This is a genomic window from Shouchella sp. JSM 1781072, from assembly GCF_041949915.1.
GTDB lineage: Bacteria > Bacillota > Bacilli > Bacillales > Bacillaceae_D > Shouchella.
Window position 1 is genome coordinate 328,367 of record NZ_JBHFQE010000001.1, and the last position, 17,259, is coordinate 345,625.

The following is a 17,259-nucleotide window of genomic DNA, read 5'->3' on the forward strand; positions in this document are numbered from 1 at the left end:
CATGCTTAGGCTTTCAACGATTGCGGTTAAATATGGTCAATATGAAGCACTTAAAGAGATTGAAATGGTAGTGGAGAAGGGAGAACTCGTTGTTCTGTTAGGTGCCAATGGCGCAGGGAAAAGTACGCTTTTTCGAGCAATCAGTGGATTGACTCCACTAGAAGAAGGATTTATTTCGTGGAAAGAAAAGAAGATCTCTGGTCTCTCGCCAAGCCAGCTCGTCAAACAAGGGATTGTCCTTTGTCCAGAAGGTAGGAAGTTATTTCCTGAAATGACGGTATTGGAAAATTTAAAAATGGGTGCTTACGTGATAAAAGAAAAAAAGCAAATGACGGAATCGCTTGCCTATGTGTATCAACTCTTTCCGATCTTGGAAGAGAAAAAAGCAGATCCAGCAGGTTCTCTAAGCGGCGGCCAACAGCAAATGTTAGCAATTGGGCGAGCGATGATGGCTAAACCACAGTTAATTTTGTTTGATGAACCATCCATTGGCTTGGCTCCATTAATTGTGGAGCAAGTATTGGACGTGATCAAAACGGTGAATGAAGCTGGAACAACGGTACTTCTAGCGGAACAAAATGCGAATGCGGCGTTGAAAATTGCCGATCGTGGCTATGTCATTGAAAATGGACGCGTCGTGTTAGAAGGGACAAAAACGGAACTTCTCGCTAATGATGATGTCCGAAAAGCGTATATTGGAGCCTAGCAATGAAAGGAGATCGGTCAATGAAAACGAGAACATGGTTAGCATTAGGTCTAGCAAGTCTCTTCCTAAGCGCGTGCCAAGCAAACGAGGGAGCGGAGGGGGAAGTGGAAGGAGATGTAACCTCAACAACCATTGAAGGAACCGAAGTGATTCATATCGGTTTTAGTGGACCATTATCAGGTTCCGCTGCTTATTACGGTCAAAATGCGTTAAGTGGGTTAACGATGGCAGTTGATGAAATTAATGAAGCTGGCGGAATTGATGTTGCAGGGGAAACGCATTCCTTGAATGTTGTCACGCTAGATGACAAGTATTTGCCGAATGAAACAGGAGCGAATACGCGTAGACTCGTTCAAGAATACGATACACCAATCATTTATGTTCCTCATAGTGGCGGCATTTTTGCAACTCAAGTGTTTAACGAGCAAGAAGAATTTTTATTAGCAGCTTTTTCGAGTGAACCAGATATTACGCAGCAAGACAACGGGTTAACGTATCGTTTACCACCGACCTATGATCATTATGTGGACCCGTTTGCATCATACCAAATGGAACGATTCGGTCCAAAAATAGCGATGCTGCCAACGAATACTCAATATGGTTTAGATTGGGCCGATGAGCTACGTCCACATTGGGAGGCGATGGGCGGGGAGATTGTTTACGACGGAACCGTAGATTTCAGTAAAGATACTGATTTTTTTACAATCGTGACAAATGCTTTGCGTGATGATCCAGACGTATTATTTGTTGGTGGATCATCAGAACCAACAGGTCAAGTGATGAAACAAGCAAGAGAATTAGGATTTGAGGGTGGCTTTCTCATTATGGAGCAGGCAAAGCTAGATGAAATTGCGAACGTTTTTGATGGCGATTTAACTGAATTAGAAGGGTCGGTTGGCGTCGCTCCTCTTAGCTACAATCGTCATGAAGGCAATGCAGCTTTTATTGATAAATATGAAGAACGATACGATAAAGTACCAGGCTCAGAAGCCGGGTATCATTATTTCTCGATATATATTTTGACGGAAGCGATGAAAGCAGCTGGAACAGCAACTGATGCCTATGAAATTCGCGCTCATTTAAATGAAGGCTTAAAAGAAGTTCCGCCAGAATATCAGCTGTATGATGTGCCAGAAATTGATGAAGGTGGTGGAATGGTCACTTCATTTACAATGGCTGTTATTGAAGATGGGGAAGTTGTGTTAACCGTACAAGACTAATAGATGGGGGAATACTCGATGGACTTACGATTAAATGAAGAGCAACGAATGGTTCAACAAACGATCCGCCGGTTTGTAGAGAAGGAATTAATGCCGCTCGAAAACGAAGTACTCCGAAATGAATTAAATGGGAAACCAAGTCTTTCTGAAGAGAAGACAAATGAATTACAAGAAAAAGCAAAACAGATGGGCTTTTGGGGCATTAATACGCCAGAAGAATATGGAGGCGCTAATTTAGGTCAGATGATGCTGGCGCTCTTAACGATGGAGACTTCTAAAACATTCGTGCCGTTTAAATTTGGTGGTAGTGCAGACAACATTCTTTACCGAGCGAATGAAACGCAAAAAAAACAATACTTGCTGCCAACCATTAATGGCGAGAAGAAATCGTGTTTTGCGATGACTGAGCCAGGTGCAGGGTCGGATACACAAAATATTAAAATGACTGCTGTTAAAGACGGGAATGAGTGGATCTTAAACGGTGAAAAAACGTTCATTACAGGTGGAAATGACGCTGATTTTGTTATGGTGATTGCCGTAACTGATAAAGAAGCCCATGAAACCAAAGGGCGTCATGGCGTAACATGCTTTATTGTGGATCGATCCATGGGTTGGACATCTCAATATATCCATACGATGGGAGAATGGGGGCCAGCGTCATTATTTTTTGATAATGTTCGCGTACCTGAAGAAAATATTCTAGGGGACTTACACCGTGGCTATGATTTAGGGCTAGAGTGGATCGGTTTCGCACGCTGGATTGTTGGAGCAAGAGCAGTGGGCGCTTCTGAACGCTTACTAAACATGGCAATTGACTACGCCAACGATCGAAAAACCTTTGGAAAACCGATTGCAACACGCCAAGCGATTCAATGGCAAATTGCAGATTCTGCCGTTGAACTAGAAGCGGCGCGCTGGCTCGTCTTAAACGCAGCTTACACACTTGATCTTGGAGAAGATAATCGCCACTTAGCTTCAATTGCCAAACTTTATGGGGCAACAAAAGGAAACGACATTATTGATCGCGTATTACAGATTCATGGAGGCATGGGGTATACACGAGAATTGCCAATTGAGCGCTGGTACCGCGAGGCAAGATTGTGGAGAATCTATGATGGGACTGACGAGATTCAACGGCTCATCATTAGTCGAAATCTATTAAAAGGGCATGTGAAGCTTGGGGCACATATATAAAGGGGATGAGAGGATGCAACAATTTCACAAACAAACCGCACTCGTTACAGGTGGAAGTCGTGGAATTGGTAAAGCAGTGGCCGAACGGCTTGCGAGCGATGGCGCGAACGTAGTGATTTTTGATGTAAATGAACGTGCGCTAGAAGAAGCGGCTCTCTATTTTGAAAAACGGTCGCTTCATGTTCGAATGATGCACGTTGATGTCACGAACCGAGAGCAAGTGGAGGAAGGGATTGAAGCGATAATCAAGGAATGTGGGACCCTTGATATTGTTGTTAACAATGCGGGGCTTATACGTGACAACATGATGTATAAAATGTCCGATCAAGATTGGGACAGCGTAATGGATGTTCATTTAAAAGGCGCGTTCATTGTGACGCAAGCAGCGCAAACCTATATGGTGAAACAAAAATACGGCCGTATTATTAATTTATCTTCAACATCTGCTCTCGGTAATCGAGGTCAAGCAAACTATGCCACAGCTAAAGCAGGGCTACAAGGATTTACGAAGACGTTGGCAATTGAACTTGGCAAATATGGGATTACGGCAAATGCCATTGCACCAGGTTTTATTGAAACCGATATGACCAAATCAACAGCAAACCGTCTGGGCATTTCGTTTGATCAACTCATTGAAGCAAGTGTATCAAACATTCCTGTTGCTCGAAGTGGACAGCCAGAAGACATTGCACAGGCAGTTGCGTTTTTTGCAGATCAACGTTCAGGCTTTGTAAATGGTCAGGTTTTATATGTAGCAGGTGGACCAAAAGCATAAAGGAGATCTAAGCTTGTGTTTCAACAGGTAATCGGAAAACGATCAGAGCGAATAAAAAATACAAAAGAGATTCCAGGTATGTATACACATATCTGGAATTTTTTATTTTGTGAGAAAACAGGACTAATGAAAAGAAAAAAGAATATACAAGGAGATGGGTTCACTCTAGAGCACGTTCTTTTTACTTAAAGAAAGTGGTGAGGTGAAAGAAATGAAGGAGATTGACATTCATAAGCTACCATTTCCAAGTTTTTTAACGAATGAGCAAGGAGAGTTGCTCACATACAATCGTCTGTTTGAAAAAAAGTTTCATTATTTAATTGGTGATACGGATTGGAAGCGACATGCATTAGGTGGAGAAGATGGAGACCAAATAAAACTAGTTTATCTCGATTCAAACGATGAACATTTCCTCTTTTTAAAAGAAGAAAGTTCCAATGAGCCGGATCAATTATATGTTGGTATACGCGCCACATCTGTACATCCGCTTTTTCAACAATTAAAAGAAGCGGAACATGTGAATCGTGAACTAAATACGATCATTGAAAACTCGTATGATGGCATCTATATTACGGATGCCAATGGAACAACATTAAAAGCCAATAAAGCGATTGAACGGATCACAGGTATTCCACCGAGCTATTATCTCGGAAAGAATGTCGATTCGTTAGTAGAAAGAGGCATTTTAGAGAATTCGGTCACCCATAAAGTGCGGGCACAAAAGCGGGTAGTTTCTGTTGTCCAAAAAAATTTTGAAGGCAAAGAGACACTGTTTACGGGTACACCTGTTTTTGATCAGGATGGTCAGTTAGAAAAAGTCGTGACCAATATCCGCGATCTATCAGAATTAAATGATTTACAAAAGGCGTTGCGCAAAGCAACTGAATTAAATCAATCTTATAAGGTGGCGTTGGACAAATTGAAACATAAACGCCAGTCTGATGATGTGGTCGTGATGAGTCAAAAGATGAAAACAATCTATCAGATGGCTGAACGAATTGCGGATGTTGATGCCACAGTGTTAATTTTAGGTGAAACCGGTGTGGGCAAGGATGTGCTCGCTAAGCATATTTTTAATCAGAGCTACCGAGCAAAAGAAGGAAAGTTTATTAAAGTTAATTGTGGAGCGATTCCTCCAGAATTACTTGAATCGGAACTATTTGGCTATGAAAAAGGTGCGTTTACAGGTGCTAGTAACCGAGGAAAGGTCGGGATGTTCGAGTTGGCGCACAAAGGCATGCTTTTTTTAGACGAAGTGGGTGAGTTGCCGATTCACTTACAAGTAAAATTGCTTCGTGTGTTACAAGAAGGCGAAATTCAAAGAATTGGTGGAACACAGCCAAAAAAAGTGCGTGTACGAGTTGTAGCAGCCACTAATCGAAAGTTGCAAGAGATGGTTGACCAAGGGACCTTTCGCGAAGATCTATTTTACCGGTTAAATGTGATTCCGATTCATATTCCCCCATTAAGAGAACGTACAGACGATATCGTTTCGTTAGTCAATTTGTTTTTAAATCAATTAAACGAAAAATATGGCTTACATAAAACGATGGATCAGTCCCTTAAGCAGTTTTTTATTCAGCATCGCTGGAAAGGAAACGTGAGAGAATTATCAAATCTAGTAGAACGGATGTTATTAACAACAGAGGAACCGGTTATGGGTTTGGCTCATCTTCCTTCTGAATATACGCTAGCAAATGAAGCGAAAGATACAAACACGGTTTCCCTCAAATCAGTCATCGAACAAGCTGAGGAAAAGATCATGCGTCAAGCGGCTGAACAATATGGTTCAACGTATGAAATTGCAGAAGCGCTGAAGACAAGTCAGCCGACGGTTGTGCGGAAATTAAAAAAATATAATTTATCAGTGAATCAGTTTCAGCACACAAAAGCCAGTCTATAACCGAATATAAGTTAAAATTGAATCATTTTATTCAAATTTGAATTAAAAAGATGGTAAGGCTCCTCGTGTCTTAGCGTCTTTTTCACATGTAAAGGGTTTGAGTCAATCTGGCATTATTTTTGCATAGAAAAACAATATGACAAGGAGGAATCGTCTATGCTAGATAGGCTCTTTAATATTGATCAAAAAGTAGCAATCATTACGGGAGGAAGTACGGGTTTAGGACTTCAAATCGCAGAGACATTTGCTCGCGCTGGCAGTATCGTCATTCTTTGTTCAAGAAAAAAAGAACAGTGTGAAGAGAAGGCGAAGTGGCTATGTGAGAAAGGGTACAAAGCATTTGGATACGGGTGTGATGTGACGCAATTGGTTCAAATTGAGTCTCTTCTTACGAACGTTATCGATCAACACGGGAACGTGGATATTTTAGTTAATAATAGTGGCGCCACTTGGGGAGAATCGGTAGAAAAGATGCCGCTGGATGCATGGAATAAAGTAATGAATGTAAATGTAACGGGCACGTTTTTAATGAGTCAGCAGGTAGGAAAAGAAATGATTCGCAATGGTGGAGGCAAGATTATTAATGTTAGTTCAATCGCTGGCATGCGTGCAGAACCTCCAGAAGTGTTAAATGCGATTGGCTATAGTACAAGTAAAGCGGCAATCCTCCATTTCACAAAAGATTTAGCAAGAAAATGGGCAGCGCACAATATTCACGTAAATGCGATTGCACCGGGATTTTTTCCATCTAAAATGACAAGAGGGGTTTTGGAGGAAAAGGAAGCGTTGATTACAGCTAACAATCCGATGAAACGATTAGGCGATGATGAAACATTAATCGGGGTTATGTTATTTCTGGCGTCAGCAGCAAGTGATTATATTACAGGCCAGGTGATTGCGGTTGACGGAGGCAGTTCACTGTAGCATAAAAGGAGGACGATCAGTGGGAAACGAGGAGGAAGCGTCGATTCAATCGACTTTAACTAGAAGTAAGTTCTTTACATCGTTAGGATTTGAATTGGGAGATGATTCAGTAGAGCGACAGCTCCTGTTAACCGTTAGAGAAGACCATTTAAATTTGAATGGCACGATCCATGGTGGGGTCATTGCCACGATGCATGACAATATTGCGGGTATGATCGTTCGCTTTGAAACTAATTTGAATTGCGTAACGGTTGATCTCTCCATTCATTACGTAAAGCCGGCTTTTCAAGGGGAAGACTTATGTGCAACAGGTACCATCATTAATGAAGGCCGGAAAATCGTGATGGTCGATTCTTTTATTCGCACGATGGACGGAGCGTTGATCTCACGCTCAACGGCAACATTGAAAGTATTGTACCCATCCAGTTAAAAACAGAAGGAAAACCAGCCCTTTTGGCTGGTTTATGTTTAGCGTTGTTTATTCTGCTCTCTTCTAATGTGGTAAAGGGCTTTTTCCACAGTGAGACGATTTTTTTCCGTAATTTCTGCTCTGCGTGGAATAGTTGGAAATGCTGGATCAGACCAAGTAGATGGCAGAATTTCAGTTGCTTGGCTTTGCCATTGATCAAGCCAAGATTTAGGGATGTCGCCTTCAGCAAGATGGAGTTGTTCCGTCATCGCAAGCCAAATATAGGACCATGCTCGAGGCACAACACGCCACTTGTCATAGCCACCTCCTCCAATTGCTACCCAACGCCCCTCACAATATTCATGGGCGATTTCATGCACCATTCTTGGGATTTCTCTAAAGGCATCAATCGAAAGGTGAAGATGAGAGAGTGGATCGTAATAATGAGCATCGGCTCCATTTTGCGTCAGAATAAGATCCGGCCGAAAAAATTCGACAGCCTCTCGTAATGACTCTTTATAGGCATGTAAAAACGATTCATCTTCAGTAAATGCGTCTAGCGGAATGTTAATCGAATAGCCAAACCCTTTACCAGAGCCTTTTTCCGTTACATGTCCGGTTCCAGGAAATAAATAACGGCCTGTTTCATGAATGCTTAACGTGCAGACGTCTGGATCCTCGTAAAATGCCCACTGCACACCATCGCCATGATGAGCGTCTGTGTCAATGTAAAGCACACGTGCGTTGTAGGTTTGGCGCATGTATTCGATGGCGATAGAGGAATCGTTATACACGCAAAATCCGGAAGCTCGTCCTCGAAAGCCATGATGTAACCCGCCTCCTAAATGAAAGGCATGTTGGTACCCATCTCGCAAGACCGCATCACAAGCAGCCAGTGTGCCGCCGACTAAATAGGAAGAGGCTTCATGCATGTTCGGAAAGACAGGTGTATCTTCCGTTCCTAAACCGAACGTCTCTGCTTTTCCGTTTTGAAGCGTGCCTGCTCCGCCTTCTTTAACCGCTTCAATAAATGTTGGATCATGAATGAGCGCTAGCTCGTCATCTGTTGCTCGTTTTGGACTTATGGTGGTCGTATTGTCTAGTGCACCCATTTGTTCTAGTAATGAATGCGTAAGCTGCAATCGTAGAGGGTGGAATGGGTGCGTTTCACTAAACTTGTACGGATACGCATCGGCTCCATAAATAAATGCCGCTCGATCTGTTGTCATCGTGCCTCACCTCCCATAGAGGGAAGAGAAGGTCCGTATACATCATACCCGTTGTCTGCTAACTTGCTTATGACATTACGAGGGTCAATCGTCTGTACACGAAACGAAAGCATATGGTAGTTTTCTTTTTGACTAGGGTAAGCAACAGCACTAATGATATTTACCTTCATAGATTTAAAAATCGCGGCAACATCAGCTAGCATTCCAGGATGATTTTGAACGCAAACTTCAACAACGGACGTAGGTCGATCTGCCCCGAGTAATGACGTTAAGCTATAAAGAATATCCGATTCAGAAATAATCCCTGTTAAGCGCTCATCTTTTGTAATCGGCAAACAGCCAATGCGATGTTGGTAAAACAATTTGGCTGTTTCTTGAACATCATCGTCTTCGTGAGCGGTTAAAACAGGAGTGGCCATAATTGTTGTAATCGGTTTCAAAAATAGTGTCTCATCAAAGTCAGGAGACAAAATGGAAGGGCGACAGTCTCGAATATCTCGATCCGATAACATGCCTACCACTTGCATCTCATGAGTGACGATTGGTATATGGCGAATCTGTTGCTTAGCCATTAAATCAATGGCATCTTGAATGGTATCTGTTTCAGACAGTGTATGGACACGTTGTCGCATAATTAAGTGTAATTTCATAAGTGTAACCTGCCTAAGCAGCGAAACCTCCTTTCGTACTAATTAGTACATAAAGCGATTAACAAAACGCAGTTGATCAAATTGTTCCATAGAAGCTTGATCGATATTAGCGCCAATCCGTGCCATTAAGCAGTTAGCTGGGTGAGAACTAATTTCTGGATCATCAGTAGCAAACCAGATTAAGCCTCCTGCATTCATCATTTTCTCCATTACTTTGCGGTATTCCCAAACATCAAGGCCGCTTCCTTTTAAATCCCAATGCCAGTAGTATTCTGTTGTAATAATAATATAGTTTTCCATCGCTGGATCTTTTACGGACAAGCGCAATAAATGCTTTCCTAATCCTTTTGCGCGATACTCTGGTGCGATTTCAATTGCGCCTAATTCTATTAAATTTTCCATTTTCCCTTCTGACCAACGTTCAAGAGGATCAGGGTAAACAAACGTCACATAGCCTACAATTTGATTCTCATCTCGTATAACGTTAATGCGACCTTCTGGAAGTGCTGCGATTTCCATTAATGCTTTTTTTTGTGCTTGAGCTGGTCGAAACGAAACCAATTTCTCATGATAGTCTAAAGCATCAAGGGCTTCTGGTTCTAATGGGCCTTCTAAATAGAGGGTTTTTGAATCAAAAGAAAAGGCTTCTCTTATAAATTTCTTTGGATGGTCCATAGCTTCACCTCAAGTCAACAATCTACACGTACAGTATACTACAGAAAGGTAGCACGTCCCAGTAAAAAGCGAATGATTAGTAATTTAAGCGAACTTTAGAAAGTTAATAAGATTATTCAATTGAAATCGAGACGTTTCTTGTATATAATGAACTAAATTAGAGAAGGAGAGGTGTGAAGCTATTATGAAAGCGCTTCCTGTTATTGATGGACAATACAACCTAAAAAATTATGAAGATGCAAAAGAACAATTTGATTGGGATCAAGTGAAAGAACATTTCTCTTGGAATGATACAGGAAAATTAAATTTAGCATACGAGGCCATTGACCGCCACGCTGAAAACGGAAAAGCGGATCAAATTGCGCTTTACTATAGTGACGCACGTCGAGATGAAAGCTATACCTTTAAAGAGTTAAAAGCGTATTCCAACAAAGCCGCCAATGTGTTAAAAGAAGCGGGTGTAAAAAAAGGAGACCGTGTCTTTATTTTTATGCCTCGATCTCCAGAACTATATTTTGCTTTACTTGGAGCTGTCAAACTAGGGGCAATTGTCGGACCTTTATTTGAAGCCTTTATGGAAGGGGCAGTAAAAGATCGCCTTGAAGATAGTGGCGCAAAAGTACTTGTGACAACGCCGACTTTACTTGAGCGTGTACCGTTTAATGATTTACCAGAACTAGAAGCAGTACTTGTTGACGATAAAAACTACGAAGACAATGGTGCATTTCTTCAATTCAATAAGCGGTTAGAAGCAGCATCGGATGAGTTAGAAATTGAGTGGGTTGATAAAGAGGACGGGTTAATCTTACACTATACGTCTGGTTCAACTGGAAAGCCAAAAGGTGTGTTGCACGTCCATGAAGCGATGGTCCAACATTACCATACTGCAAAAATTGTCTTGGACTTAAAAGAAGACGATATTTATTGGTGCACAGCGGATCCAGGCTGGGTAACAGGTACGTCATATGGAATTTTTGGACCGTGGTTAGCGGGGATTACAAACGTTGTCAGAGGCGGGCGTTTCTCTCCGAATGATTGGTATGAAACGATTCAGCGCTACAATGTAACGGTTTGGTACAGTGCGCCTACCGCATTCAGAATGTTAATGAGTGCAGGGGACGAACTGGTGAAAAAATATGACTTATCGTCATTACGCCATGTATTAAGCGTAGGTGAACCTCTTAACCCTGAAGTCGTTCGTTGGGGAAAAAATGTCTTTGATCAGCGTATTCACGATACGTGGTGGATGACGGAAACAGGGGCGCAAATGATTTGTAATTATCCAGCAATGGAAATTCGTCCAGGATCAATGGGCAAACCGATTCCAGGCGTATACGCTGCGATCATTGATGATAAAGGAAATGAATTGCCTCCAAATCGAATGGGCAATTTAGCGATTAAAGCTGGATGGCCATCTATGATGCGGACCATTTGGAATAATGAGCAAAAGTTTAAAAGCTATTTTGAAATTGCTGGCTGGTATGTATCAGGTGATTCTGCGTACATGGATGAAGATGGCTATTTCTGGTTCCAAGGAAGAATTGATGATGTTATCATGACTGCCGGGGAGCGTGTTGGTCCATTTGAAGTTGAAAGTAAACTTGTGGAACATCCAGCTGTTGCGGAAGCAGGAGTTATTGGGAAACCAGATCCTGTCCGTGGCGAAATTATTAAAGCGTTTATCGCCCTTCGAGATGGGTATGAAGTGACGGATGAGTTAAAAGAAGAGATTCGTCAATTTGTAAAAACCGGCTTAGCTGCACATGCGGCACCGAGAGAAATGGAGTTTCGTTCCTCCTTACCTAAAACTCGTAGTGGGAAAATTATGCGTCGCGTGCTCAAAGCATGGGAGCTTGACTTACCAACAGGTGATTTATCGACAATGGAAGATTAATGCATAGCAAAAGCTCCAAGTGCCTTAGCACTTGGAGCTTTTTATCGATCGATTACTCGTCTTCGTTATCGGTTTCGCTCTCATCCGAAGACGTTTCGTCCGTTTCATCATCTGTTGAAGGATCACTACTGTCTTCCGTATCGTCAGCTGCATCTTCATCTGAACTAGAGTCATCATCTGAGCTAGATTCGTCACTACTGTCTGAAGCGTCATCGTCACCCTCATCATCGGAAGATTGACGTTGTCTTAATTCTTCAAGCTGTCTTTGCATCGTGCTCTTTAGTTCAGATTGGAACGGTGCAAGTCCGTCAATACGAGAAAGCATGTCGTTGTTATACAGGTCGGTTGTGACTAACCCTTCTTCATCACAAACCGCATTAGAAGATCCACCTGTTAAGCCACACACACGTCGCTCGGTTAGTCCTCCTGGACGTTGGAATCGGGTTCCTTCTGCTGTCATTAAGTTCGGTTGAACATTATAAGCAGCATTGGCAAGATTTGCCCAGATGTTTTGCGTGCGTTCACCAGTAGACATTCCGTTGTGTCTATTTAGAAGTGGAGCTTCTGTGCTACCTGAATAGCCATTCCATACGCCTAACGATACGTATGGGTTCGTGGCAATAAACCAAGAGTCAATGTCTTTATTTGACGTCCCGGTCTTGCCTGCCCAATCAGCGCTAAAGTTTAACAAGCCTGGGACGCGGCTCGCCGTTCCACCACTTGTATTAACAACATCGCGCATCATATCAACTAACAGGTAGTTTGTTTGCGGGCTCACGAAGTCAAATTCTTCTTTTTCGTGTTCATATACGACTTCTCCGTCGTACGTTTCGATTTTCTCGATCATATAGGCGTCAGGACGTATGCCGTCGTTTGCAAATGCAGTATAAGCAGACACCATTTGTTCGACGGTTGCCCCACCACCGCCAATAGCGGCTGATTCATATGGCGGCATACCTGGTACACCTGCAGCTTCAATTAGATGATTTTTCATTTCGTCAGGTACATGCCACCAAGCACGAACGGCTGGGACATTTCGAGAGCGTATTAAAGATTCACGTACAGTTAAATTTCCAGCGTGCTGTAAATCAAAATTCCCTATTGGCTGCCCATTTGATCGATACGTATCCGGTGTATCGGGAATGACTAGCCCAGGTTGTGTGACACCAGCTTCCAAAGCGCCGGCAAACGGTAGAATCGGTTTGATCGTTGATCCTGGCGAGCGTAAACGAGTTGTATGATTTAACTGGTTGTCTAAATCTTCTTCTCGACCACCGACAAAGCTCAAAATCGCTCCTGTACGATTATCAATTAGAACCGCACCAACTTCTTCCCGGTCTCCGCTACTATTGTTAGGGCCAAAATAGTAATCCGATTCGCCAGCAGCTTCGTTCATTACCTCATACAGGTCTTCCTCAATCGTAGTTGAAATTTTGTAGCCACCGTTTTCGATGCGATTGCGGACATCGGTGCGCATTTCTTCTTCTTCTAAATTTTGCGCGCTCGCGCTTAGTTGATCCCATCCTTCAAACGCCTCTTTTTCCACAGAAAGAAGGGCTTCAGTAGCGCGGTCAAGAATTTCAGAAGTTAGTCTTGGGTTACGCGCCATTGGATCAGGCGCATATTCAATAAAGTCCGCTGCTAAATCATAGTCAAGTGCTTCATCGCGCTGTTCTTGATCAATGTAGCCACTTTCGTACATGCGGTTCAATACGGTGCGAAAACGATTAAATCCAGGTTGTAAGCCGTCTTCATCTTTTACTTCTGCATCACCTGTAAATGGCGTGTACCCAAACGGGCTTTGCGGCATTCCAGCTAAATAAGCAGATTGTGCAAGGTTTAAGTCTGAAGCTGGTACGCCAAAGATACCCATTGATGCGGCCTGCACACCTTCTACATTCCGACCAGAAGCATTTCGACCAAATGGTACAACGTTTAAATAGGCCTCTAAAATTTCGTCTTTTGTCATGAAGTGTTCTAAGCGCATAGCTAACATGATTTCCGTTGCTTTTCGGTCAAACGAGACTTCATTGGAGAGAACCTGTTGCTTAATTAGCTGCTGAGTCAGTGTGCTTCCTCCCGTTTGGACAGAAGCATTGGAGAGTTCTTGCATCGTTGCTCGAAGAAGTGCTTTAGGGACGATGCCTTCATGTTCATAAAAATGTTCATCTTCTGTTGCGATAATGGCCGTTTTTACATCATCCGCAATATCATCTAAGGTAATAATATCCCGTTCGACATCACTGCGAATTTTCCCTAAATACACGTCGTTCGCTAAGTAAATTTCACTTGTTTCTGTTAACGAGCCAACGTGCGTGCGCAAATCTTCTTCTGTATACTCTTCCTCGTCATGAACAAGAGAGGCGAAATACCCTGCAGCAGTCCCTCCTGCAAGGACAATCAGTAAAAAGCCTATGATAAGTGCTACGAGCAATAAATTCCAAATAACTTGGTAGGTAATGCCTACCTTGCGAAAAAATTGAATGTCTGAGAGCTTTTGATTCATTTGCTCAAAAGACTGCCTTACATTTAATAGAAAAGATTTCATGTTTTCCCCCCTATAATGGTGAGTATACCATAAATAGGATAGCGGGCATACACGTTCTGTTGACTTTGAAAACGAGGTGTGATAAAACTATGCTTATATCTAAATACACAAGCGTTGAAAAGCCGAAGTATGCTTATAAATGGTAGCAATAGAGAGCTAGCGGGTGGTGAAAGCTAGCACGATCGATAAGCAGAATTACAGCTGGGAGCTTTCTTTGTGTTTGACACAAGGACGGGAAGACCGTTATTTATTGAGTGGGAGGTTTATAAACCTTCAACGAGGGTGGTACCGCGACGAATGTTCGTCCCTTTTAGGGAGGAGCTTTTTTTGTGTTTAAAAATAGAGGAGGAAGAGAGATGACGGAAGAAAAACAGCTTACGGCTGAGCAAGCTAGATTAGTGGATGAACAGGTTGAGACCCTTATGCGTGGAGTGGTTGAAATTGTTCCTGAAGAAGCGTTTCGTAAAAAGATTGAAAAAAGTGTTCGCACAGGCAAGGCATTAAAGATAAAACTAGGGATGGACCCGTCTGCACCGGACGTGCATATTGGGCATACGGTTGTCTTACAAAAATTACGTCAGTTTCAAGATTACGGGCATCATATCCAATTGTTAATTGGGGATTTCACTGGGAAAATTGGCGATCCAACTGGTAAATCAGAAACGCGTAAAGTATTAACTGATGAACAAGTAAAACAGAATGCGCAAACGTATGTAGAACAATACGGCAAGGTGCTAGATATGGAGAAAACAGAAATTCTTTACAACTCTCAATGGTTAACCGAGCTTAAGTTTGAAGATGTGCTAAATTTAGCTGGTCAAATGACGGTTGCGCGAATGTTAGAGCGTGAAGATTTTAATAAACGCTATAAGTCAGGTCAGCCTATTTCGGTTCATGAATTTTTCTACCCGCTTATGCAAGGATACGATTCTGTTGCAATGGAAACAGACATCGAAGTAGGAGGAACGGATCAAACGTTTAACCTTCTGATGGGAAGACAGCTGCAAGATGCGTACGGTAAAGAAAAGCAGGTCATGATGACGTTGCCGTTAATTGAAGGACTCGATGGGGTCCGCAAAATGTCGAAGTCGCTGAACAACTACATCGGAATTGATGAAGCGCCAAATGAAATTTTCGGCAAATCGATGTCGATTCCAGATGAGCTAATGGTGAAATACTTTAAGTTAGCCACAGATGTACCAATGGAAGAAGTAAACAACATTGAAGCGGGTTTAAAAGATGGCTCGGTTCACCCACGTGATGCAAAAATGCGTCTTGGTCGAAAACTTGTTGAAATGTACCACGGGGAAGAAGCAGCTAAAGAAGCGCAAAGCTATTTTGAAACGGTCTTCCAAAAGCGAAATCTTCCTACTGATTTACCAGTTGTGGAATGGACTGGCGAACAAACCGTATCATTGATTGATATGCTTGTTGAATTAAAGCTCCAAAATTCAAAAGGTGAAGCGCGCCGCATGATTCAAGGTGGCGGTGTGAAAATCAACGAGGAAAAGCAGGAAGATCTTCAAGCGATGATTACGGTAGAAGATGGCATGATTGTTCAAGTAGGAAAACGAAAATTTGCTAAACTAAGCGTTTCTTAATAGAAGTAAAAAGTGCTGCCCCTCTGGCAGTGCTTTTTTTATACACGAATAAAAAAACGTCCACCTTACTAGGCGGACGCTTCTTACAAACGTATTAACGAGAATACCACTCAACGATAAGCGCTTCTGTGATTTCAGCAGGAAGCTCAGAACGCTCTGGGAAACGTGTGTACGTTCCTTCAAGCTTTTCTTCATCAAATGATACGTATGCTGGTGTGAAGTCATTTACTTCTAGAGATTCTTTTACCGCAGAAAGGGTACGAGAACGCTCACGAAGAGAAATTGCTTGACCAGGCTTTACACGGTAAGATGGGATATCTACACGAGAACCATCTACTGTTACGTGACCGTGGTTAACAAGTTGACGTGCCGCACGACGTGTACGAGCAAGACCTAAACGGTAAACAAGGTTGTCTAAACGAGACTCAAGAAGAACCATGAAGTTCTCACCGTGGATCCCTGACATTTTGCCAGCATCGTTGAAGATACGAACGAATTGACGCTCATTTACGCCATACATATGACGAAGCTTTTGCTTCTCTTGAAGCTGAAGCGCGTATTCGGATAATTTTTTACGTTGGTTTGGACCGTGTTGACCTGGAGCGTAAGGACGCTTAGCAAGTTCTTTACCAGTGCCGCTTAGTGAAACACCAAGGCGACGAGATAGTTTCCAAGATGGACCTGTATAACGAGACATAAGTAGTCTCCTCCTTGTTATTTTGATTTGCAAAATAACAACCTGTCTGACAATCTCTGAATGCAGGTTATTCCATTTTCATGTACCTTCGCTTCGACAGCTAGAAGTTACACAGTACACCTCATACCTTGCAGCCGCGAGGAATGGAATAAAACAAACAACAGTTTGTCTCGGCTGTCTTTCACACCGAATAATCATAACCGAAATACCGTTTAAAAGTCAAGGTTTGCGTTTAAGAAAGGTTCAATCGTTGCAACAAATTGTTCTAAATAGACTTGGTCCTCTTCTGAAAAGCGATCTTTTATTGGGCTATCAATGTCTAATACGCCAATCACGGTGCCGTTTTGACGAACGGGTATGACAATCTCAGAATTCGATGCGGCATCGCATGCAATATGGCCTGGAAAAGCATGAACGTCTGCAACACGCATCGTTTGATTTTTAGAAACAGCTGTCCCGCATACTCCTTTACCAATGGAGATACGTGTGCAGGCTGGTAATCCTTGAAAAGGTCCTAATACGAGCTCATTTTCTTTTAACAAGTAAAATCCAACCCAATTAATATCACCTAAAAATTGTCCAAGAAGGGCACTTGCATTTGCATAGTTTGCGAGTGTGCTTGTTTCGTCTTCAAGCAAGGCCTTTGCTTGTTTTAACAATAATTCATATGCGTCTTTTTTGTTATCTGAGTACGTGTTCGTCGTAAACATGACAGATTCTCCTTTTAATATACATTAATCGCCTTTAAATCACGGGTTTTGTCTAAAAGTATTTGTTCTAAAATCCCAAGCTGAACAGGAGCTCGAGAATAGGAGAGCGAATACAGGTAGGAAG

General features: G+C 42.4%; 15 protein-coding genes and 1 other annotated feature. Of the genes, 9 read left to right on the forward strand and 6 right to left on the reverse strand.

The annotated features are described in order from the left end of the window. Nucleotide 1 precedes the first annotated feature (1 nt). From ACE1TH_RS01745 to ACE1TH_RS01775, 7 genes are all read left to right on the forward strand, one after another. A complete protein-coding gene (locus ACE1TH_RS01745) occupies nucleotides 2-706 on the forward strand; it encodes an ABC transporter ATP-binding protein (protein ID WP_255223641.1) in 705 nt (234 codons plus the stop codon). A 20-nt stretch (nucleotides 707-726) separates the two neighbouring features. Continuing rightward, entirely contained in the window at nucleotides 727-1,926 is a 1,200-nt protein-coding gene (locus ACE1TH_RS01750) for an ABC transporter substrate-binding protein (RefSeq protein ID WP_255223640.1), read from the forward strand. An 18-nt stretch (nucleotides 1,927-1,944) separates the two neighbouring features. Then, complete coding sequence (locus ACE1TH_RS01755; RefSeq protein ID WP_099301528.1) at nucleotides 1,945-3,120, forward strand: acyl-CoA dehydrogenase family protein; 1,176 nt, start codon at nucleotides 1,945-1,947, stop codon at nucleotides 3,118-3,120. A gap of 13 nt (nucleotides 3,121-3,133) precedes the next feature. Next, nucleotides 3,134-3,895: a 3-oxoacyl-ACP reductase FabG gene (gene fabG / locus ACE1TH_RS01760; protein ID WP_099301527.1), complete on the forward strand. Its 762-nt coding sequence runs from the start codon at nucleotides 3,134-3,136 to the stop codon at nucleotides 3,893-3,895. A 211-nt stretch (nucleotides 3,896-4,106) separates the two neighbouring features. After that, nucleotides 4,107-5,798 carry a sigma-54 interaction domain-containing protein gene (locus ACE1TH_RS01765; RefSeq protein ID WP_099301526.1) on the forward strand — a complete coding sequence of 564 codons (1,692 nt, stop codon included), beginning with the start codon at nucleotides 4,107-4,109 and terminating at the stop codon, nucleotides 5,796-5,798. Nucleotides 5,799-5,954: 156 nt separating this feature from the next. Continuing rightward, entirely contained in the window at nucleotides 5,955-6,722 is a 768-nt protein-coding gene (locus ACE1TH_RS01770; RefSeq protein WP_099301525.1) for an SDR family oxidoreductase, read from the forward strand. A 19-nt stretch (nucleotides 6,723-6,741) separates the two neighbouring features. Next, entirely contained in the window at nucleotides 6,742-7,152 is a 411-nt protein-coding gene (locus tag ACE1TH_RS01775; protein WP_176554282.1) for a PaaI family thioesterase, read from the forward strand. Nucleotides 7,153-7,190: 38 nt separating this feature from the next. Here the strand turns inward: ACE1TH_RS01775 and ACE1TH_RS01780 are convergent, their stop codons facing one another. From ACE1TH_RS01780 to ACE1TH_RS01790, 3 genes are read right to left on the reverse strand one after another with little or no spacing between them, the layout of a single operon-like run. Then, nucleotides 7,191-8,360, reverse strand: a complete 1,170-nt coding sequence (locus ACE1TH_RS01780; protein WP_375078273.1) for an acetoin utilization protein AcuC — start codon at nucleotides 8,358-8,360, stop codon at nucleotides 7,191-7,193. After that, a complete protein-coding gene (locus tag ACE1TH_RS01785) occupies nucleotides 8,357-9,010 on the reverse strand; it encodes an acetoin utilization AcuB family protein (RefSeq protein ID WP_255223637.1) in 654 nt (217 codons plus the stop codon). Before ACE1TH_RS01785 ends, ACE1TH_RS01780 begins: the two co-directional genes overlap by 4 nt. Before the next feature lie 42 nt (nucleotides 9,011-9,052). Further along, entirely contained in the window at nucleotides 9,053-9,685 is a 633-nt protein-coding gene (locus ACE1TH_RS01790) for a GNAT family N-acetyltransferase (RefSeq protein ID WP_099301521.1), read from the reverse strand. A gap of 184 nt (nucleotides 9,686-9,869) precedes the next feature. On the opposite strand from ACE1TH_RS01790, the gene acsA reads away from it, so the two are divergent. Continuing rightward, the gene (gene acsA, locus ACE1TH_RS01795; RefSeq protein ID WP_099301520.1) at nucleotides 9,870-11,579 is read left to right on the forward strand and encodes an acetate--CoA ligase; all 1,710 of its coding nucleotides are present in this window, start codon (nucleotides 9,870-9,872) and stop codon (nucleotides 11,577-11,579) included. Nucleotides 11,580-11,631: 52 nt separating this feature from the next. Here the strand turns inward: acsA and ACE1TH_RS01800 are convergent, their stop codons facing one another. Next, on the reverse strand, nucleotides 11,632-14,127 hold the full coding sequence (locus ACE1TH_RS01800; RefSeq protein ID WP_375078274.1) for a transglycosylase domain-containing protein: 2,496 nt from the start codon (nucleotides 14,125-14,127) through the stop codon (nucleotides 11,632-11,634). Nucleotides 14,128-14,232: 105 nt separating this feature from the next. Next, nucleotides 14,233-14,439: a binding site (T-box leader), on the forward strand. Between the two features lie 44 nt (nucleotides 14,440-14,483). Here ACE1TH_RS01800 and tyrS point away from each other — a divergent pair. Further along, nucleotides 14,484-15,728 carry a tyrosine--tRNA ligase gene (gene tyrS, locus ACE1TH_RS01805; protein ID WP_255223634.1) on the forward strand — a complete coding sequence of 415 codons (1,245 nt, stop codon included), beginning with the start codon at nucleotides 14,484-14,486 and terminating at the stop codon, nucleotides 15,726-15,728. 94 nt (nucleotides 15,729-15,822) lie between these two features. On the opposite strand, the gene rpsD is transcribed toward tyrS, so the two are convergent. Continuing rightward, nucleotides 15,823-16,425, reverse strand: a complete 603-nt coding sequence (gene rpsD / locus ACE1TH_RS01810) for a 30S ribosomal protein S4 (RefSeq protein WP_099301517.1) — start codon at nucleotides 16,423-16,425, stop codon at nucleotides 15,823-15,825. 212 nt (nucleotides 16,426-16,637) lie between these two features. Further along, nucleotides 16,638-17,135 carry a GAF domain-containing protein gene (locus ACE1TH_RS01815; protein WP_255223633.1) on the reverse strand — a complete coding sequence of 166 codons (498 nt, stop codon included), beginning with the start codon at nucleotides 17,133-17,135 and terminating at the stop codon, nucleotides 16,638-16,640. Nucleotides 17,136-17,259 lie beyond the last annotated feature (124 nt).

Excerpts from the sequence above, each read along its gene's own strand:
- fabG (WP_099301527.1), top strand. The coding sequence starts at position 3,134 with ATGCAACAATTTCACAAACAAACCGCACTCGTTACAGGTGGAAGTCGT.
- ACE1TH_RS01770 (WP_099301525.1), top strand. The coding sequence starts at position 5,955 with ATGCTAGATAGGCTCTTTAATATTGATCAAAAAGTAGCAATCATTACG.
- ACE1TH_RS01785 (WP_255223637.1), bottom strand. The coding sequence starts at position 9,010 with ATGAAATTACACTTAATTATGCGACAACGTGTCCATACACTGTCTGAA.
- ACE1TH_RS01800 (WP_375078274.1), bottom strand. The coding sequence starts at position 14,127 with ATGAAATCTTTTCTATTAAATGTAAGGCAGTCTTTTGAGCAAATGAAT.
- acsA (WP_099301520.1), top strand. The coding sequence starts at position 9,870 with ATGAAAGCGCTTCCTGTTATTGATGGACAATACAACCTAAAAAATTAT.
- ACE1TH_RS01765 (WP_099301526.1), top strand. The coding sequence starts at position 4,107 with ATGAAGGAGATTGACATTCATAAGCTACCATTTCCAAGTTTTTTAACG.
- ACE1TH_RS01755 (WP_099301528.1), top strand. The coding sequence starts at position 1,945 with ATGGACTTACGATTAAATGAAGAGCAACGAATGGTTCAACAAACGATC.
- tyrS (WP_255223634.1), top strand. The coding sequence starts at position 14,484 with ATGACGGAAGAAAAACAGCTTACGGCTGAGCAAGCTAGATTAGTGGAT.
- ACE1TH_RS01750 (WP_255223640.1), top strand. The coding sequence starts at position 727 with ATGAAAACGAGAACATGGTTAGCATTAGGTCTAGCAAGTCTCTTCCTA.
- ACE1TH_RS01790 (WP_099301521.1), bottom strand. The coding sequence starts at position 9,685 with ATGGACCATCCAAAGAAATTTATAAGAGAAGCCTTTTCTTTTGATTCA.
- rpsD (WP_099301517.1), bottom strand. The coding sequence starts at position 16,425 with ATGTCTCGTTATACAGGTCCATCTTGGAAACTATCTCGTCGCCTTGGT.
- ACE1TH_RS01815 (WP_255223633.1), bottom strand. The coding sequence starts at position 17,135 with ATGTTTACGACGAACACGTACTCAGATAACAAAAAAGACGCATATGAA.
- ACE1TH_RS01780 (WP_375078273.1), bottom strand. The coding sequence starts at position 8,360 with ATGACAACAGATCGAGCGGCATTTATTTATGGAGCCGATGCGTATCCG.
- ACE1TH_RS01745 (WP_255223641.1), top strand. The coding sequence starts at position 2 with ATGCTTAGGCTTTCAACGATTGCGGTTAAATATGGTCAATATGAAGCA.